This is a genomic window from Dyadobacter sp. CY347 (genome assembly GCF_021502655.1).
Taxonomy (GTDB): Bacteria; Bacteroidota; Bacteroidia; order Cytophagales; family Spirosomataceae; genus Dyadobacter.
Genome location: NZ_JAKFFT010000002.1, coordinates 795987 through 810895 on the forward strand (window position 1 = coordinate 795987; position 14909 = coordinate 810895).

Below are 14909 nucleotides of genomic sequence, written 5' to 3' on the forward strand. Positions count from 1 at the left end.
CCCAAATCTAGCTAATCTTTTCTGTTCGTTAAAACCAATTGATCTGCGCCACAAGTAATTAGCCCGTTCACATAACCACTCCGTTCTTGGGCAGTATTTTCTCAGGGATTTTCGCCGCATCGATGAGCTCCAAAAGATTGATCTCGATTGTTCTCGACAGAGAGGTCATGGGAATGTCGTTCGGGCCGTTCTCGAATGGGTTTTGCATCACGTAAGCAATCCATTCTACATATAGAAAGAGAAATGAAATGATGAAGGTAATGGGAATAGCGATCCGGCCGATACTTTCCACCAGGCCCATAGGAAGCACCAGCGTGAATATAAATATGACAAGCACGACAAAAAAGCTGTATTGAGTGGGGAAAACGGTGTTTTTTATACGCTCGCATTTTCCCATCGCATCGCAAAGCCGCTGCAATGTCTGATCTACATTCTGATAAAGCAGCGTCTCGATTTTGCCCTGCTCATGCAGCTCTGCGAATTTGAACTGGATCAGGTTTAATATCGCATTGGGAATATTGTTCTGATTGGCTACATAATCGTGTTCCGAAGGCTTTAAATGCAAATCGGCGTACACCAAAACCGGTTCTTTGCGCAAGGAATTGGCAAGGGCATAGCACCAGGCAATCTGCAAATGCGTAATGTTGGAAACGGTTTCGTCTTTTTCTGATTTGTTGATTTGGATAAACGTGACAGACTGCCTGATCAGCGTCCGGCTATCGTTGACAATCTCGCCCCAGACTTTTCGTGCTTCCCACCAGCGGTCATAGGCCGAGTTGGTCCTGAAACCCAGCAGCAGCGAAAGTGCTGTTCCAAGAATGGTAATGATTGATATGGGAAAAGAAAGAAAATGCCAGTGCTGATAGCTGAACAGATAAAAAACCAGCGTCGCATAGGCCGTTACGGCCAGCAGGCCGTGCCATATTCCTTTTAGTAGCCGCCAGATTGAAAAGACTTGCTTAACGTACATGTTAGAAGCGTTGAGAACTTAATGTTTGTATAAAAGAGAATGCCTGAAATTTGCGGCGTTCAGCTCGAATATAGCTCAATAAAAAAACAGCTCACAGAAATTTTTCCGTGAGCTGTTTTTTTGAATGCATGATTATACTAGCCTATCTCAGCGGCGGGCGCATCGGGCTGATTGTTTTCGTGTTTCTTTTTGCCCATGGCTAATTTTTCAATTGCCACAAAAAGAACCGGAACCACAAAGATTGCCAGCGATGTTGCTGCCAGCATCCCCCCAAATACGGTCCAGCCGATGGTTTTCCTGGATTCTGCCGCAGCGCCACTTGCAAACGCCAGCGGAAGCACACCCAGAATGAATGCAAGCGATGTCATAATGATAGGTCGAAGCCGGAGCCTGACGGCTTCCAGGGTTGCTGCAACGAGCTCCATACCGCCATCGACACGTTCTTTGGCAAATTCAACGATCAGGATCGCGTTCTTGGCTGCAAGTCCGATCAGTGTGATCAGACCAATCTGCGCATAAATATTATTTGACAAATTCGGCAGGAACGTCAATGTTAAGATCGAACCGAATGCCCCGATCGGAACTGCGAAAAGAACCGAGAACGGGATAGACCAGCTTTCGTATAATGCTGCCAGAAACAGGAAGACGAACACGATCGAAATAGAGAAGATCAATGTAGTGCTGTCGCCGGCTTTGATCTCTTCACTACTCATACCCGAGAATTCGTAGCTATAACCGGCCGGCAGCTTCTGAGCGACCTCGCGGAGCGCGTTAATGGCTTGCCCGCTACTATAACCCGGCTTAGGTGTTCCGTTGATTTCGACAGATCTGTAAATGTTGTAATGGGAAATCAGCGCGGGGTTTTCCACGACTTTGGTTGTTACCAGTGAGCCCAGCGGGATCATATTGCCCTCGCGGTTACGAACGTAGAACTGCTTGATTTTATCCAGCGACGAGCGGAAACTGCTGTCAGCCTGGACCATTACGCGGAAGTTACGCCCGTAAAGGTTAAAGTCATTGACATAAGTACTTCCAAGAAGCGTTGAAAGCGAGCTAAAAACGTCATTGACCTGAACACCCAATTTCTTGGTTTTATCACGGTCTACATCAATCTGGTAACTTGGCGTTCTTGCATTAAAGAAAGTAAAGGCCATGGCAATCTCGGGACGTTTATTAACCTCTCCAAGGAAATTACGCATCACGCCTTCAAACTGCTGAATATTATCCGTGCTGGTGGATTGTTGCAGCTGGAATGTAAAACCTGATGTTGCACCCAAACCTGGAATTGCGGGCGGCGCAATGGCCAGAACGCGCGCTTCTTTAATGTCGGCTGTGCCACTTTGGATGCGTTTAATAACAGCCTGCACGTGATGCTCGGCACCTTTCCGATTCGCCCACGGCTGCAAGCTTATAAACAGCGTACCTACATTGGACTTGTTTGAAAAGCTCAAAACGTTAAGCCCTGCCAAACCACCCGCTACGCGGACCTCGGGAATAGCAGAAACACGCTTCATGATCTCTTTGAGCATGGCAATGTTACGCGTTGTAGAAGTCGCTTCCTGCATTTCGTAGGTTACAAAAAGACGGCCTTCATCTTCCACGGGGATAAAACCGGATGGTTTGTTTTTGAAAAGGAAGAACAAACCAACAAAAAGGCAGACCATCATCACAAGCACCAGCGGAGTGGCTTTGATCCATTTGGCCACACCATTGGTATAACCATTTGAAACTTTATCAAACCAGCGGTTAAAGCGGTCAAAGAATTTTTCGAGCCAGTTCTTCTTATCATTTTCACCTTTGGAAGGTTTCAGCATGATAGCGCACAATGCCGGTGTTAGTGAAAGGGCAACAAAAGCAGAAAGCAAAACCGATACGGCAATGGTGATAGCAAACTGCTGATAAAGCCGGCCTACAATGCCGGGCACGAAACTCACCGGAACAAAAACAGCCGCCAAAATAAGGGCAATCGCAATAACCGGCCCTGAAATGTCCTTCATCGCCTGAACGGTGGCATCCTTGGGCGACATTTTCTTTTCATCAATATAATGCTGGACGGCCTCGACGACCACAATGGCATCATCGACAACGATACCAATGGCCAGTACGAAAGCAAACAGCGTAAGGGTGTTGATCGTAAAACCAAACGGGATAAAGAAGATCAATGTACCAATCAGCGAAACGGGGATAGCAAGGATAGGGATCAGTGTTGCGCGCCAGTTTTGAAGAAACAAAAACACAACGACAACAACCAGGATCATCGCCTCGGCAAACGTTTTCAAAACCTCCTCGATAGAAACTTTTACGACGGTCGCCGTTTCATTTGGGATTACATAATCGATGTCCTTGGGAAATGTTTTTTTCATGTCCGCAAGCTTGTTCATCACGCCTTCATAGGTGGCAAGCGCGTTAGCACCCGGCGCCTGATAGATCAAAACGAAGGCTGCTGGTTTTCCGGCAACAAATGCATTTGCACCGTAATCAAATTTACCTAGCTCAACTCTGGCTACATCACGCAGATAAACAACACTTCCTTCCTGAGGCGAGCTTCTTACGATAATGTCTTCAAACTGCGCCTTGGTATTCAGACGGCTATTGGTCAATACATTATATTCAAAAGTTTGCGTATTAGGCTGCGGGTTCCCTCCAACGGTTCCGGCTGCAACTTGAAGGTTTTGCTCTGCAAGCGCCGCTGAAATATCCGAAGGCGTCATGCGCAAATTGGCCAGCTTCTCGGGGTTTAGCCAGATCCGCATACCAAAGTCGTCAGCCCTGGAAATAATATCTCCAACGCCTTTTACGCGCTGTAATGCGTCTTTAAGATAAATGTTGGCATAGTTACCGATAAACTGCGCATCATGTGTGCCATTGGGCGAGTACAAAGCCAAAACGATCATGATACTTGGCTGACGCTTTCTTACGGTCAGGCCAAGTCGTTTAACGGCATCGGGTAGGGTAGGCTCCGCCACACTCACCCTGTTCTGAACGTCCAGAGCGGCAATATCCACATTGGTACCCACATCAAAAACAACGTTAATGCTGCTTTGGCCGCTGCTGGTAGAGTTACTGGACATATAGGTCATGCCGGGCGTACCGTTGATTTGCGTTTCAATGGGCGTCGTTGTGGTCTGCTCAACGGTCTGGGCGTCTGCGCCGGTAAAGTTACCGCTTACGGTTACGGTAGGCGGCGTTACATCCGGATACTGCGCGACGGGCAATATGGTTAGTGCAATCAGACCTACCAGGACCAGTACGATGGACGTAACAATGGCTGTGACGGGTCTTTTTATAAAAATATCTGCAATCATTTTTACTGGATTATATTATTAGTAAAAGAGCAAAGGATTATTTTCCCTCTTTAATCACTGCGCCTTCCCTGAGGTTCTGAACGCCTTCGACGGCAATTTTTTCTCCTTCTTTCAGCCCTTCTTTAATGATCACGTTTGCTCCCAGAGATGTTCCCAGCACAATCCGGCGCTGGCTTACCTTGCTGCTGTCGCCAGCCACATACACAAAGAATTCACCAAGCTGCTCAGTAACTGCTTTATAAGGGATCACAACAGATTTGCCTGCACCATTATTCAGCACGCGCACCGTTCCGCTCATGCCCGAGCGCAGCCGGTTGTCTTTGTTTGGGAAAACAAGCCTTGTCTTAATGGTCCCTGTCTGCGGGTCTACGGCGCGGTCAATCAGGGCGATTTTACCTGTTGCGGGAAAAATATCGTTTCCGAATTTCAAGGTAAATGTTGAATCAGCGGCCTTTGCGTCTTTCATCAATGTTGAAAAGCGGTAGATTTCTCTCTGGTCAACATTAAAATCAACTGCCAGCTGGGTGTCGGTGGAAACGGTGTTCAAAACAGTTTGACCCGCCGTTATGGCAGCGCCCACTTTGACCATTGAAATGCCAATCACACCATCAAAAGGGGCGGTGACCTTGGTATAATTTACGCTGGTCTGAACAGCCTGAATATTTGCCTTGGCCGCCTCGGCCTGCCTTTTGGCTACTTCCAGGGCTGCATCTGCATTATCAACGAGCTGCTTGGCAACAGCATCGTTTTTTTCAAGCTCGTGGTAGCGATCCGCATCTTTCTGGGCGCGGGTCAGATTGGCTTGCTGCACATTCAGGTTGGCAACGGCCTGGTCGTAATTTGCATTATAAAGCTGCGCGTCAATAGAATAGAGCAGCTGGCCTTTTCTGACGCGGGCGCCATCTTTAAAATGAATGCCGGTGATAAAGCCCGTAACCTGAGGCCTAAGCTCGATTTCGTTCAGCGCCGTTACCGTGCCGGGATATTCGTCGTAATAAGTGGCATCCGCGGTGGTCACCTCTACAAGTGAGACAGGCACGGCCGGTGGTGCGGCGGCTTGCTGCTGCTGCTCTTTCTTATCTCCGCATGAGCTCAGAATGCCCAGAAACAGTGCTGCCGAAAAGTATGGTAATTTATTTGAGAACATAATAGGGGTATTTTTCAATTTAATAGTTCATTTGCCCAAGGGCTTTTTGCACATCAATCTTACTGGCCAGTGTCTGGTAGAGCGCATTGTAATAGCTGATGCGCGCCAGGCGCAGATCCGTTTCGGATGTGACTACTTCCAGATAGGTTTTAATGCCTGATTTATATTGCAGCTGAATCACATCGTAGACCTCGCGGGCCAGATCCATGTTGTCTTTCTGAGCAAGCAGGTTGGTCAGATTGCCCTTGTAATTAGCCAGCGCCTGTGCGTATTCAGCGCTGACATTCATTTGAAGACCTTTAATGTCCCAATCAAGTCGTTTGATCTGCCATTCGGCCGCCCTGGTGTTAGCCTTTCTTTTGCCGCCCTGATATAGTGGAAGCGAAAGCGTCAGCAGTCCAAATGAATTGGGATAATTTTTGTTATAAAGATCGGTAAACTGGTTGTTCTGAAAGTTCAGGTTATAAGCCCCGTTGAGCGAAATATTTGGCAGGTAGCTCCATTTGTTGTATTGAAGATTGGCCTCCAAAAGCTTTTTCTGCGTGCTCAGAAGCTGAAATTCGATGCGCGCGTTCAGATCCAGATTCTGCATCGTATCCAGCAGGATCTCTCTTTCCATCTGCAATGTATCATAGCTGATCTCCAATTGTTTATCAGAAGGATAGCCCATAAGCGATTTCAGATATTCAAGCTTGGCTTTCAAAAGCTCCTCATTGCTCTTCTTGCTGGCTTTGGTGTTATTAAGCGAAATTGTCGCGCGCTTGAAATCAGTTTTATCAGCAATTCCTGATTTATACTGATTTTCAGCATCCTTTAAACTTCTTTCCAAACGCTGAATGTCTTCCTGGGCCACATCGATCTGCTGGGTTGTTGCCAGCACATCATAGAAAGCTTTGGAAACATTGACGGCAATGTCAGTCTTATTAAAAGAGGTGTTTTGACTGGCCGCCAGGAGAACCTCTCTTTTTGTCTGGTTGGCCAAAAGCACATCGCGGTTGAAGATCTGCTGCGATAATGTGAACTGGGCCGCAGAAATGTTGCTAACACCAAGCTTTACAGGGTTACCGGCAATAATGCTGGTTTGTACGATAAAGTTGTGTTGCAGGTTGTAATTGAAATTGATCTGCGGATACCAGTCTGCAAGCCTGCTGCGGATCTGGTTTTCTGTAATACGCTCATCGATCAGCGATTGCTGAACAATGGGCTGGTTTTTAATGGCGTAGTCAACAACCGCCTGCAAAGTTGCCTGCTCCAATAAGGGCGCCTCTTTGGAACTTTCCTGAATGGCCTGAGAAAATATAGGGCAAAAAGAAGTGAGTAAAAGCAGTGCCGAGCTAAGCGCCAAACGCATTGTTTTTTGTGGCTTAGACCAATACTTCATGTAGATTTTTTATTTTATGAAACAGAGTGAATAATGACGCTATCACAGCGCCGTGGTAAAGAATAAGACCCGGTCGTCAGCTGTCGGTAGGAATAAAAGTTCGGCTTGACTGGAAAATCACAGGGCGGGCTAAGGGATACATAAAAGGTTCAGGATGAAAAATTTTGTATACAAATGGTGACATAATGGATGTGAAAACCACTCGCCAGGGTTCTTGGATTGTACTTATTAAGGATTTAAAACCCGGAATAGTTTCACATGAACGGGTAAAAATTTCGGCTGCCGGGCAATCTTCTTCTAATAATCAAAATTTTAAAAGAAATTGTGCACAAATGCGTTGGGTAGCCCGAATGCTGTATGGATTGCAATATTCAGGGGCGGTTACTTAGCATTTTTGGAAGTTACTTATAATGCTTTTACTTCTGCCTGCGGCTGGGGCCAGATCTTTTCGAGAGCCATGGCAAATAAAATAACCAGCACGCAGCCGATCAAATTAAGCCACAGGAAAGCAGTCAGATCAAGCCAGTAGCTGAGAACCACGAAGATTTCCCCTAATATGCTGGCAAAAAAAACGGCCCTGCTCCCGATTTTGGGAAAGTAAAAAGCCACTAAGAATATGCCCAGGATTACGCCATAGAACAATGATCCCAGAATGTTAACGGCCTCGATCATGCTGCCCAGCCGGGAGGCATACTGCGCCACGCCAATGCAAAAAACGCCCCAGAAGAATGTGGCCCAGCGGGAGGCTGCCACGTAATTGAGTGAATCATCATCTTTGTGCACCATCCGCTTGTAGATATCGACAATGCTGCAGGACGCCAGTGAGTTGTAAGCAGATGCAACCGAGCCCATGGATGCCAGAAGGATCACGGCGATCAAAAGGCCAACCATTCCTACCGGCAGATAATCAATCACAAACCTTAGGAAAATGTAATTGACATCATTGATCTCAGCCCCGTTGGCTTTCGACAGCACGGTCCCGGCCTCTTTGCGCACATCCTGAACCTGGGTTTCGATCTTTGCCAGTGCCTTGCGAGAGCTTTCGATGGCAGATTCGTCGTCTTTTTTAAGCGCGCGCGTCAGCTCCATGACATGCGGACGCTTAGCGGCCTGAATGGCATCATGCCGGGTTTCGAGCTTTTTATACTCACCCGCATACTGGGTGTTTCTGACCAGCTGCACTGCCGTTTCGTTAAAGAACAGCGGCGGGTTTGTAAATTGATAAAATGCAAATACCAAAACGCCCACAAGTAGGATCAAAAACTGCATTGGAATTTTCAAAAGACCATTCATGGCCAGCCCCAGCTTGCTTTGTCCCTGAGAGCTGCCCGTCAGAAAGCGGCCGACCTGCGATTGATCCGTGCCAAAATAGGAGAGTTGCAGAAAAAAACCTCCGATCAGCCCAGACCACACATTATAACGGTTATTTAAATCAAATGTAAAGTCGATCAGATTAATCTTGCCCATTTTGCCTGCTACGTGCAGGGCGTCGCCAAACGAGACATCATCGGGCAAAAACCTGACGACCATCACACCTGCAACCACCATCCCAACCGTAATGATGCCCATCTGCTGCAAATGCGTGTGCGAAACCGCGCGGCTACCGCCCGCGATCGTGTAGAGCATAACAATGCCGCCGGAAATAATGTTGGTCCACATAATGTCCCAGCCCAGGATAGCCGAAAGGATCAGAGAAGGCGCGTATATGGAAAGCCCGGTTGAAAGCCCTCGTTGCAAAAGAAAAAGAAATGAAGTGAGCGCCCGCGTCCGAAGATCAAACCGCCTTTCTAAAAACTCATAAGCCGTAAATATTTTAAGCTGACCGAATTTGGGCACAAACGTGATACACAACACCACCATAGCAAGCGGCAAACCAAAGTAGAACTGCACAAACCGCATTCCGTCCGTATAAGCCTGCCCGGGAGCGGATAAAAACGTAATCGCGCTGGCCTGCGTAGCCATTAATGATAACGTAACGTGATACCACGGCATAGACTGACCCGCCAGTAAAAACGATTCCATCGTATGCTTCTCGCGGCTGCGATAAATCCCGTAGGCAACAACAAATATCAGAGTAAGGGAGAGTACAATCCAGTCCAGCGAGCTCATTGAAAGTGTTTCATAAATAAATAGAAGAGGACAATCAGCAGAATGAGCGTGCCAATCAGCAGCTGATAGAGCTGTTTCCAGCTTCTGACAAATGGGGGCAAACCATCACGGTCGTTGGCGACCCCGTCCTGCGCGGACTGGTCCTGCGGAACCCGATCCTCTGGGCTGTTTTCATTTATATTCATTAGAACGGGTCAGGGTTGAGGCTGCAAGCAGCCGGGCATTGTACCACCGGATAGTGTACCATCAGGTGACTTATCGCCGGGTTGCGTACCACTAAGCAGCGTGCCAGCGGTAAAAATAGAACGGTTTTTACATTGTTTTAGCATGTGGAGTGAAAATTGGGATGAACGGGAGATTAGCCAATGTGCGATTTATTCTTGTCGGCTATTATCTTTACCTTTCTGATTATTTATGAACTTTTGCTATCCAACTGTCAAAACCTCAACGTTAACCACTTATATATTGATGTCTACACTTCGACTCCTATCTTCAATTATCATTATACTTATAGGCTCACTACCGGGCCTAACAAAGGACATCGCTCCGCTAGAAATAGCATTTCAAGATGAAACCATTCAAAGCGATACCAATGCCATTACTTCCGGTGGAAAAGCCTGGGTGGAGCTGGCCGGTTATGGTTCAACTGCTTCGCGAACGCCTTTTTGGTTTCATGCAAATCAATGGGGTATTGTACCCACTTCGGGTCAGATACTCAGTCTTCGTGCCGGAGTGGAGGCAAGAAAATTTCTTTCGAAAGATTCCGAGTCCAAAGCTAATTGGTCCGTAGTATACGGAGCTGAGTTTGTTGGAAACGGCGCAAAGCATAGTAAATTCCTGATTCCGCAGGCATACGCCGGTGTGGCTTTCAGAAGCTTTCAGCTTACTGTCGGAAGGCGGAAGCAATACGTCGGATTTAACGACAATGAGCTAGGAACCGGTTCCTATATGTGGTCGGGAAACGCGCTGCCTATTCCTCGCATTCAACTTGGTTTTGAAAATTATGTCCCTTTAATCAAGAACTTCTTCTATTTCAAAGGCTTTTATTCTGACGGGCTCCTGGACGGGAAAAGGCCCGTAACAAGCGAATTGAAATTACATAATAAAGGATTATTTGTTCGATTGGGCAGACCAACCGGAACGGTGCAATTACACGGCGGTTTTAATCATGCAGTGCAATGGGGTGGTAAATCGCCTTACTTCACAGAAAATGGCCAGATGCCGAATGGTCTTGATAAGTATTGGTATGTGATTACAGGCTTTAAGCCAAAAGGGAAGTTGAAAGATGTTTCATCCTTCGACAATACGAACCGAATCGGAAATCATGTAGCTAGTCTTGACTTCGGCTTGGAGCTCAATTTTGAATCTGTTAACATACTTTTCTATCGTCAAAATCTGATCGAAGACGGTTCGCTTTTTTATCTGAATAATTTAAAGGACGGCTTAAATGGCATAACCTTTAAAATGAAAAACAGCGAAGGTAAAGGCTTTTCGATTGACAGAATGACCTTTGAGCTGCTGTATACCAAAAGCCAGGGAGGCAGTGAAGCCGTAGATGGGAATAGCATTCGGGGGAAAGACGATTACTTTAACAATGGCCAGGTAAGGGACGGTTGGTCCTACTATGGAAGGGGGATTGGGACACCTTTCATTACTCCGCAATCGGAAAACAACTGGCCCAGATACGCAGATTTTTTCACCAATAACAACCGTGTTTGGGTGATACATTCAGGGATGAAGGGGAAGGTAGGCAGTGCTTTGTGGACTTCCAAACTGTCCCTATCGAGCAACGAGGGAACTTACGATGTCAAATTGCCAAACAAGATGTACCAGTTTTCGGGCATTGTCGGTCTTGAAAAGCAAGTGGAATGGTTGGGCGGCTCTGTCATAAAAGGCGCAGTTTCCGCTGATGCCGGCGAGTTTTTCGACGATGCCTTCGGACTGATGCTCTCAATCCGAAAGAATCTGTCGTTTTAAATTATTGTTGTTCAACTGACAGCCTTTGCAAACATTCTGCAAGGCTGTCTCTCCAGTAAGGGATAGATATCCCGAATGTTGTTTTAATTTTCGTCTTATCCATTACCGAATAAGCCGGGCGGACAGCCTTGGTAACATATTCCGAAGTCTTAACCGGGTTCAGCCTCACTTGTGTTCCGCTAATATCAAAAACAGCCTTAGCGAAATCATACCACGAAGTGACACCTTCGTTACTATAATGGTAAATGCCGTATTCCGTACTGCCTGATTCAATGATATCCAGAATCGCACCAGCCAGATCAATAGCGTAAGTAGGAGAGCCCACCTGATCAACAATCACGCCAAGCTGGTCTCTTTCTTTGCCCAGCCTCAGCATTGTTTTTACAAAATTATTGCCATACTCCGAATACAACCAGCTCGTACGCAGCGTGAAGTGTTCAGGCAAAATTTCCGCAATGGCTGCCTCACCTTCAAGCTTGGTCAATCCGTAAATATTTTCTGGTTCCACTGGATCTGTTTCAGTTAACAGGCCTGTTACATTGCCTTTAAAAACGAAGTCGGTGGAAACGTGAACGAGCTTCGCGCCATGTGCGGCACAGGCTCTCGCGATGTTAGCAGCCCCATCCCGGTTCACTTTTCGGCAGATTTCCTGCTCGTCTTCGGCTTTGTCTACGGCAGTGTAGGCGGCGCAGTTAATGACGAAGGAAGGGTTTTCAACTGAGAATAATTTATTGAGAAGCGCTTCATCTAATATGTTGCCATCCTGTTCTGATGGGAACGATATGTCTGTAATGCTTCTTTCAGTCGCTACTTTTTTCAGGCAACTACCCAGTTGGCCCGAGGCGCCTAATACTACTATTCTCATGTATCCTTGTTGAAAAACGTTCGAGACAAAGATAGGGAATGAAGGAGCTTAGCAAAATTATTTATTGATAATAAGCTTTTTTGAAGTAATAATTCCGTCCAAATTTTCCATGCTTAATAGGTAGATGCCAGAAGAAAGTAACCGAACATCAATTCCTCTGTCTGCCGACTTCGCCTCGATCCATCTTTTTCCAGTTAGGTCCTGGATCACAATGCGTCTGACGCGCTCAAAATTTACACCCTGAACAAAAATGCGATCACTAGCAGGGTTAGGATATATACTAATAGACACCTCTTCTACTTGACCAAATTTTACAATTATCGGCTTACGGGTAACAGTTCCTTCCGGGAAAGTAGTCCTTAAACGATAAAAGTTTTTGCCCGTGGCGGGATTTATGTCTTCCGCAAAATATCGGGATGAAACCGAATTGACAGCTTCCACACTAGCCACCTGCTCCCAGCTCGTGCTGTCAGTACTTTTTTCCACAGTGTATTCAATTGCCGTTAGAGAGTCTGTATTCCATTCTAAATTAATTCTTTGGTTATCTGCGCTTCCACTGAAACTCGTAGTGGCTAACGCTGGTGCCGCGGCAGTTGACGCTGGATCGGCGCCAAACGTGTACACGTTGTACGTGTTTGGCACAATGGGAAGATTTGTAGTGATGGACCCACTGCTGTGGGAGCTTTGACCTCCTAAAATAGACGTCGCATCATAAGTAGATGCAATTTTTACCCATTTCTTTCCATCCCACCCGACAATGTATAACCTTGTCAGGTTTCCGTTGTTCAGCAATTGGGCTATCCCACTCTGGCTATCCCAAGTCAGGGTAATTCTGGTTTTCGTGCTACCATTAATATCCCAATACTCTTTTGTTGATATAACCTTCACTGCCGCTTCCTTTTGTGATGTTGGAAACGGAGCGCCTAAGGGCAATGGCCCATAATTTCCTCCTTTGGGATTGCTAGTGACCGCCACACTTGGGTTTGCAGCATAATAGGCTCCCAAAGTTCCGTCCGCACTAACTGCAAATGGTCTAAATCGTCCATTGTCTCCAACTGGGAATGTAAAACGAGACGCTCCTGAAACCTGAACATAGCCATCAACGTAGTAACTTGTAATGGAAGAGGTGCTGACGAATTTTACCTTTCCAATGGGACTTTTCCGCTCAGCAGAGATATGGCCAGCTGATTGTGCTTCACAAAAGTTGTGGTATGCAAATATGATTAGGATGAACAAAAGCTTTTTCATTCCAATAAATATTACAATTGTAGAACTATTATACTACAAATATAAAATAAACTATGTAGAAAAAGTAGTATAAATTCATATTTGTAGAATTTATACTATTACGTTTAAAAAGAGAGGCCCCTGATTTTTGGTTGTCACACCAAAATCAGGGGCCTCTCTTTTTAAATTTGCGCAATCGCTTATTGCCCTCTCCCTAAAACCATTACTTGGACTGTTCGAAATATTAATTGCACATCGTCGAAAACACTATATGTTTTAAGGTATTGCAAGTCATATCTAAGACGCTCTACATTCTTAGCGACAGTATCAGCATAGCCCACATTGATCTGACCAATGGATGTGATACCGGGCTTCACTGTAAGCAACCTCTGAAATTCATGCGGTGCCGCTTCCATGAGCATATCGACGTCATATTTGTAAAGTGGCCTGGGACCTACCACGGACATTTCACCTTTCAGCACATTAATGAACTGAGGAAGTTCATCCAGTCTTGATTTTCTTAACATCCGCCCAATCGGCGTTATGCGAGGATCACCATCCCCCTGTGAATGCTGCAGCCCCATTTTATCGGCATCAACATACATGCTTCTAAACTTGTAAATAAAGAACATTTCTCCCCAGCGCCCTGAACGCTGCTGTTTGAAAAACACTGGACCGGGTGAGCTGATTTTAATTGCAGCCCAAACGAGGAAGAATATGGGTGCACCCAGCACCATAACAATGACAGAAAAAACAAGATCAAAAGTACGTTTCAATGTTTGCTCATTGAAACTGGAAAACGGCTTCGTGTTAACCTGAATGATCGGATACATATCATGGTATTCGATTGTTGCCATGTTAGTCATAAATCCCCGAAAATCAGGAACCAGCCGAATCTGGGTTCGTTGGCGTTCGCCCATCTTGATAACATCCCGTACCTGATCATCGCTCATCTCTGAAAGACAGCAATACAGGTAATCAAGCTGTTTTTCTTTAACAAGTGTTTCAAGGTCAACAATCTGATCATCCATGTTCTCCAAGCTGAACATGCCATAAAACCGGTAGCCAAGCTCTTTCCTTTCACCGTAGAATTCTCTGATTAAGGTTGCTAGGTCACCCTTGCCAACTATTGCATATCGATTGTAGTTGTATCCAGCCTGCCGGTATAATTTCAAGAACAATACTGCTGTGGCTCTGGAAGCAGTAGACATAATTACAAACAGACCGTAAGTAACCAGAAACTGATATCGCGAATATTCTTCTCCTTGTTTGGTAAGGTATAGAAATGCCATCATCGCAGCCCCATGGACTAGCACTGCCTTCAAGAAATTTCCAAGTTGTGTATTGAAATGATAGGATAAGCGAGTGAAATAATACGTCTTAAGAATATGGATCGTGAATATCCAAACCAGATTTGCAACTAAAAGCAAGTTTACATAATGATGGGGCAGAACACGTGAGCTGATCTCGAAGCGCAGCAGGTAGGCTATAATGAAGGACAGATTCAGTAGGAAAACATCTGTCCACAAATGGGCCTTTGGAAGAAGTCCGGAATAGTGATTTTTCATGATATAACGTTGAGTGTTGATAACTACGCTTTTCAAAAATTTTCCATAATAATCCGTGGATTAATACAGAAATGTGCGTCAACCGTCAGGCTTCTAAGCTTCTAACCGCTAGTTGGCCTTAGGATACACAAGTCTAAAACATTTTCAACGAAATTCCAAGTTATCTTTTTCTTAGATTGACATATCGGGTCCTTTTCGTAATGTGTTAATGTCGAGAGGACAGTCTAGTAAGTGTCAAAAAAATACTTCGTAAAGTGAACTACAATTACCACGTCGTTAACATTTAAAATTATATTTAAATATGTAGAAATAATTCGTGTTGGAAGGATGAATTGTCACTACTTTTGTATAGGTATTGAC

The 14909-nt window shown here is 45.6% G+C and carries 11 protein-coding genes; 2 read left to right on the forward strand and 9 right to left on the reverse strand.

Annotated features, from left to right (window positions below; translation table 11 throughout):
- Window positions 1-67 precede the first annotated feature (67 nt).
- The 4 genes from L0659_RS04120 to L0659_RS04135 form a co-directional block, all read right to left on the reverse strand.
- Entirely contained in the window at window positions 68-970 is a 903-nt protein-coding gene (locus L0659_RS04120) for a bestrophin family protein (protein WP_235124376.1), read from the reverse strand.
- 137 nt (window positions 971-1107) lie between these two features.
- Window positions 1108-4275 (reverse strand): efflux RND transporter permease subunit, encoded by a 3168-nt coding sequence (locus L0659_RS04125; RefSeq protein WP_235124378.1) that lies wholly within the window; start codon window positions 4273-4275, stop codon window positions 1108-1110.
- 37 nt (window positions 4276-4312) lie between these two features.
- Window positions 4313-5422 (reverse strand): efflux RND transporter periplasmic adaptor subunit, encoded by a 1110-nt coding sequence (locus L0659_RS04130; RefSeq protein ID WP_235124380.1) that lies wholly within the window; start codon window positions 5420-5422, stop codon window positions 4313-4315.
- 19 nt (window positions 5423-5441) lie between these two features.
- Complete coding sequence (locus L0659_RS04135) at window positions 5442-6803, reverse strand: TolC family protein (protein ID WP_235124382.1); 1362 nt, start codon at window positions 6801-6803, stop codon at window positions 5442-5444.
- A gap of 185 nt (window positions 6804-6988) precedes the next feature.
- Here L0659_RS04135 and L0659_RS04140 point away from each other — a divergent pair, with 185 nt between their 5' ends.
- A complete protein-coding gene (locus L0659_RS04140) occupies window positions 6989-7192 on the forward strand; it encodes a hypothetical protein (RefSeq protein WP_235124384.1) in 204 nt (67 codons plus the stop codon).
- Window positions 7193-7208: 16 nt separating this feature from the next.
- Here the strand turns inward: L0659_RS04140 and L0659_RS04145 are convergent, their stop codons facing one another.
- Complete coding sequence (locus L0659_RS04145) at window positions 7209-8912, reverse strand: sodium:solute symporter (protein ID WP_235124385.1); 1704 nt, start codon at window positions 8910-8912, stop codon at window positions 7209-7211.
- Window positions 8909-9097: a hypothetical protein gene (locus L0659_RS04150; protein WP_235124386.1), complete on the reverse strand. Its 189-nt coding sequence runs from the start codon at window positions 9095-9097 to the stop codon at window positions 8909-8911. Before L0659_RS04150 ends, L0659_RS04145 begins: the two co-directional genes overlap by 4 nt.
- Window positions 9098-9380: 283 nt before the next feature.
- On the opposite strand from L0659_RS04150, the gene L0659_RS04155 reads away from it, so the two are divergent.
- Window positions 9381-10889, forward strand: a complete 1509-nt coding sequence (locus tag L0659_RS04155) for a capsule assembly Wzi family protein (protein ID WP_235124387.1) — start codon at window positions 9381-9383, stop codon at window positions 10887-10889.
- 1 nt (window position 10890) lies between these two features.
- On the opposite strand, the gene rfbD is transcribed toward L0659_RS04155, so the two are convergent.
- The 3 genes from rfbD to L0659_RS04170 form a co-directional block, all read right to left on the reverse strand.
- Window positions 10891-11754: a dTDP-4-dehydrorhamnose reductase gene (gene rfbD, locus L0659_RS04160; protein ID WP_235124388.1), complete on the reverse strand. Its 864-nt coding sequence runs from the start codon at window positions 11752-11754 to the stop codon at window positions 10891-10893.
- A gap of 57 nt (window positions 11755-11811) precedes the next feature.
- Window positions 11812-13002 (reverse strand): T9SS type A sorting domain-containing protein, encoded by a 1191-nt coding sequence (locus L0659_RS04165; RefSeq protein WP_235124389.1) that lies wholly within the window; start codon window positions 13000-13002, stop codon window positions 11812-11814.
- A 179-nt stretch (window positions 13003-13181) separates the two neighbouring features.
- Window positions 13182-14549 (reverse strand): sugar transferase, encoded by a 1368-nt coding sequence (locus tag L0659_RS04170; protein WP_235124390.1) that lies wholly within the window; start codon window positions 14547-14549, stop codon window positions 13182-13184.
- Window positions 14550-14909: the final 360 nt, after the last annotated feature.

Bases quoted from the DNA above. Each gene is read 5' to 3' on its own strand.
- L0659_RS04120 (WP_235124376.1), bottom strand. From the start codon at position 970: ATGTACGTTAAGCAAGTCTTTTCAATCTGGCGGCTACTAAAAGGAATA.
- L0659_RS04125 (WP_235124378.1), bottom strand. From the start codon at position 4,275: ATGATTGCAGATATTTTTATAAAAAGACCCGTCACAGCCATTGTTACG.
- L0659_RS04130 (WP_235124380.1), bottom strand. From the start codon at position 5,422: ATGTTCTCAAATAAATTACCATACTTTTCGGCAGCACTGTTTCTGGGC.
- L0659_RS04135 (WP_235124382.1), bottom strand. From the start codon at position 6,803: ATGAAGTATTGGTCTAAGCCACAAAAAACAATGCGTTTGGCGCTTAGC.
- L0659_RS04140 (WP_235124384.1), top strand. From the start codon at position 6,989: ATGGATGTGAAAACCACTCGCCAGGGTTCTTGGATTGTACTTATTAAG.
- L0659_RS04145 (WP_235124385.1), bottom strand. From the start codon at position 8,912: ATGAGCTCGCTGGACTGGATTGTACTCTCCCTTACTCTGATATTTGTT.
- L0659_RS04150 (WP_235124386.1), bottom strand. From the start codon at position 9,097: ATGAATATAAATGAAAACAGCCCAGAGGATCGGGTTCCGCAGGACCAG.
- L0659_RS04155 (WP_235124387.1), top strand. From the start codon at position 9,381: ATGTCTACACTTCGACTCCTATCTTCAATTATCATTATACTTATAGGC.
- rfbD (WP_235124388.1), bottom strand. From the start codon at position 11,754: ATGAGAATAGTAGTATTAGGCGCCTCGGGCCAACTGGGTAGTTGCCTG.
- L0659_RS04165 (WP_235124389.1), bottom strand. From the start codon at position 13,002: ATGAAAAAGCTTTTGTTCATCCTAATCATATTTGCATACCACAACTTT.
- L0659_RS04170 (WP_235124390.1), bottom strand. From the start codon at position 14,549: ATGAAAAATCACTATTCCGGACTTCTTCCAAAGGCCCATTTGTGGACA.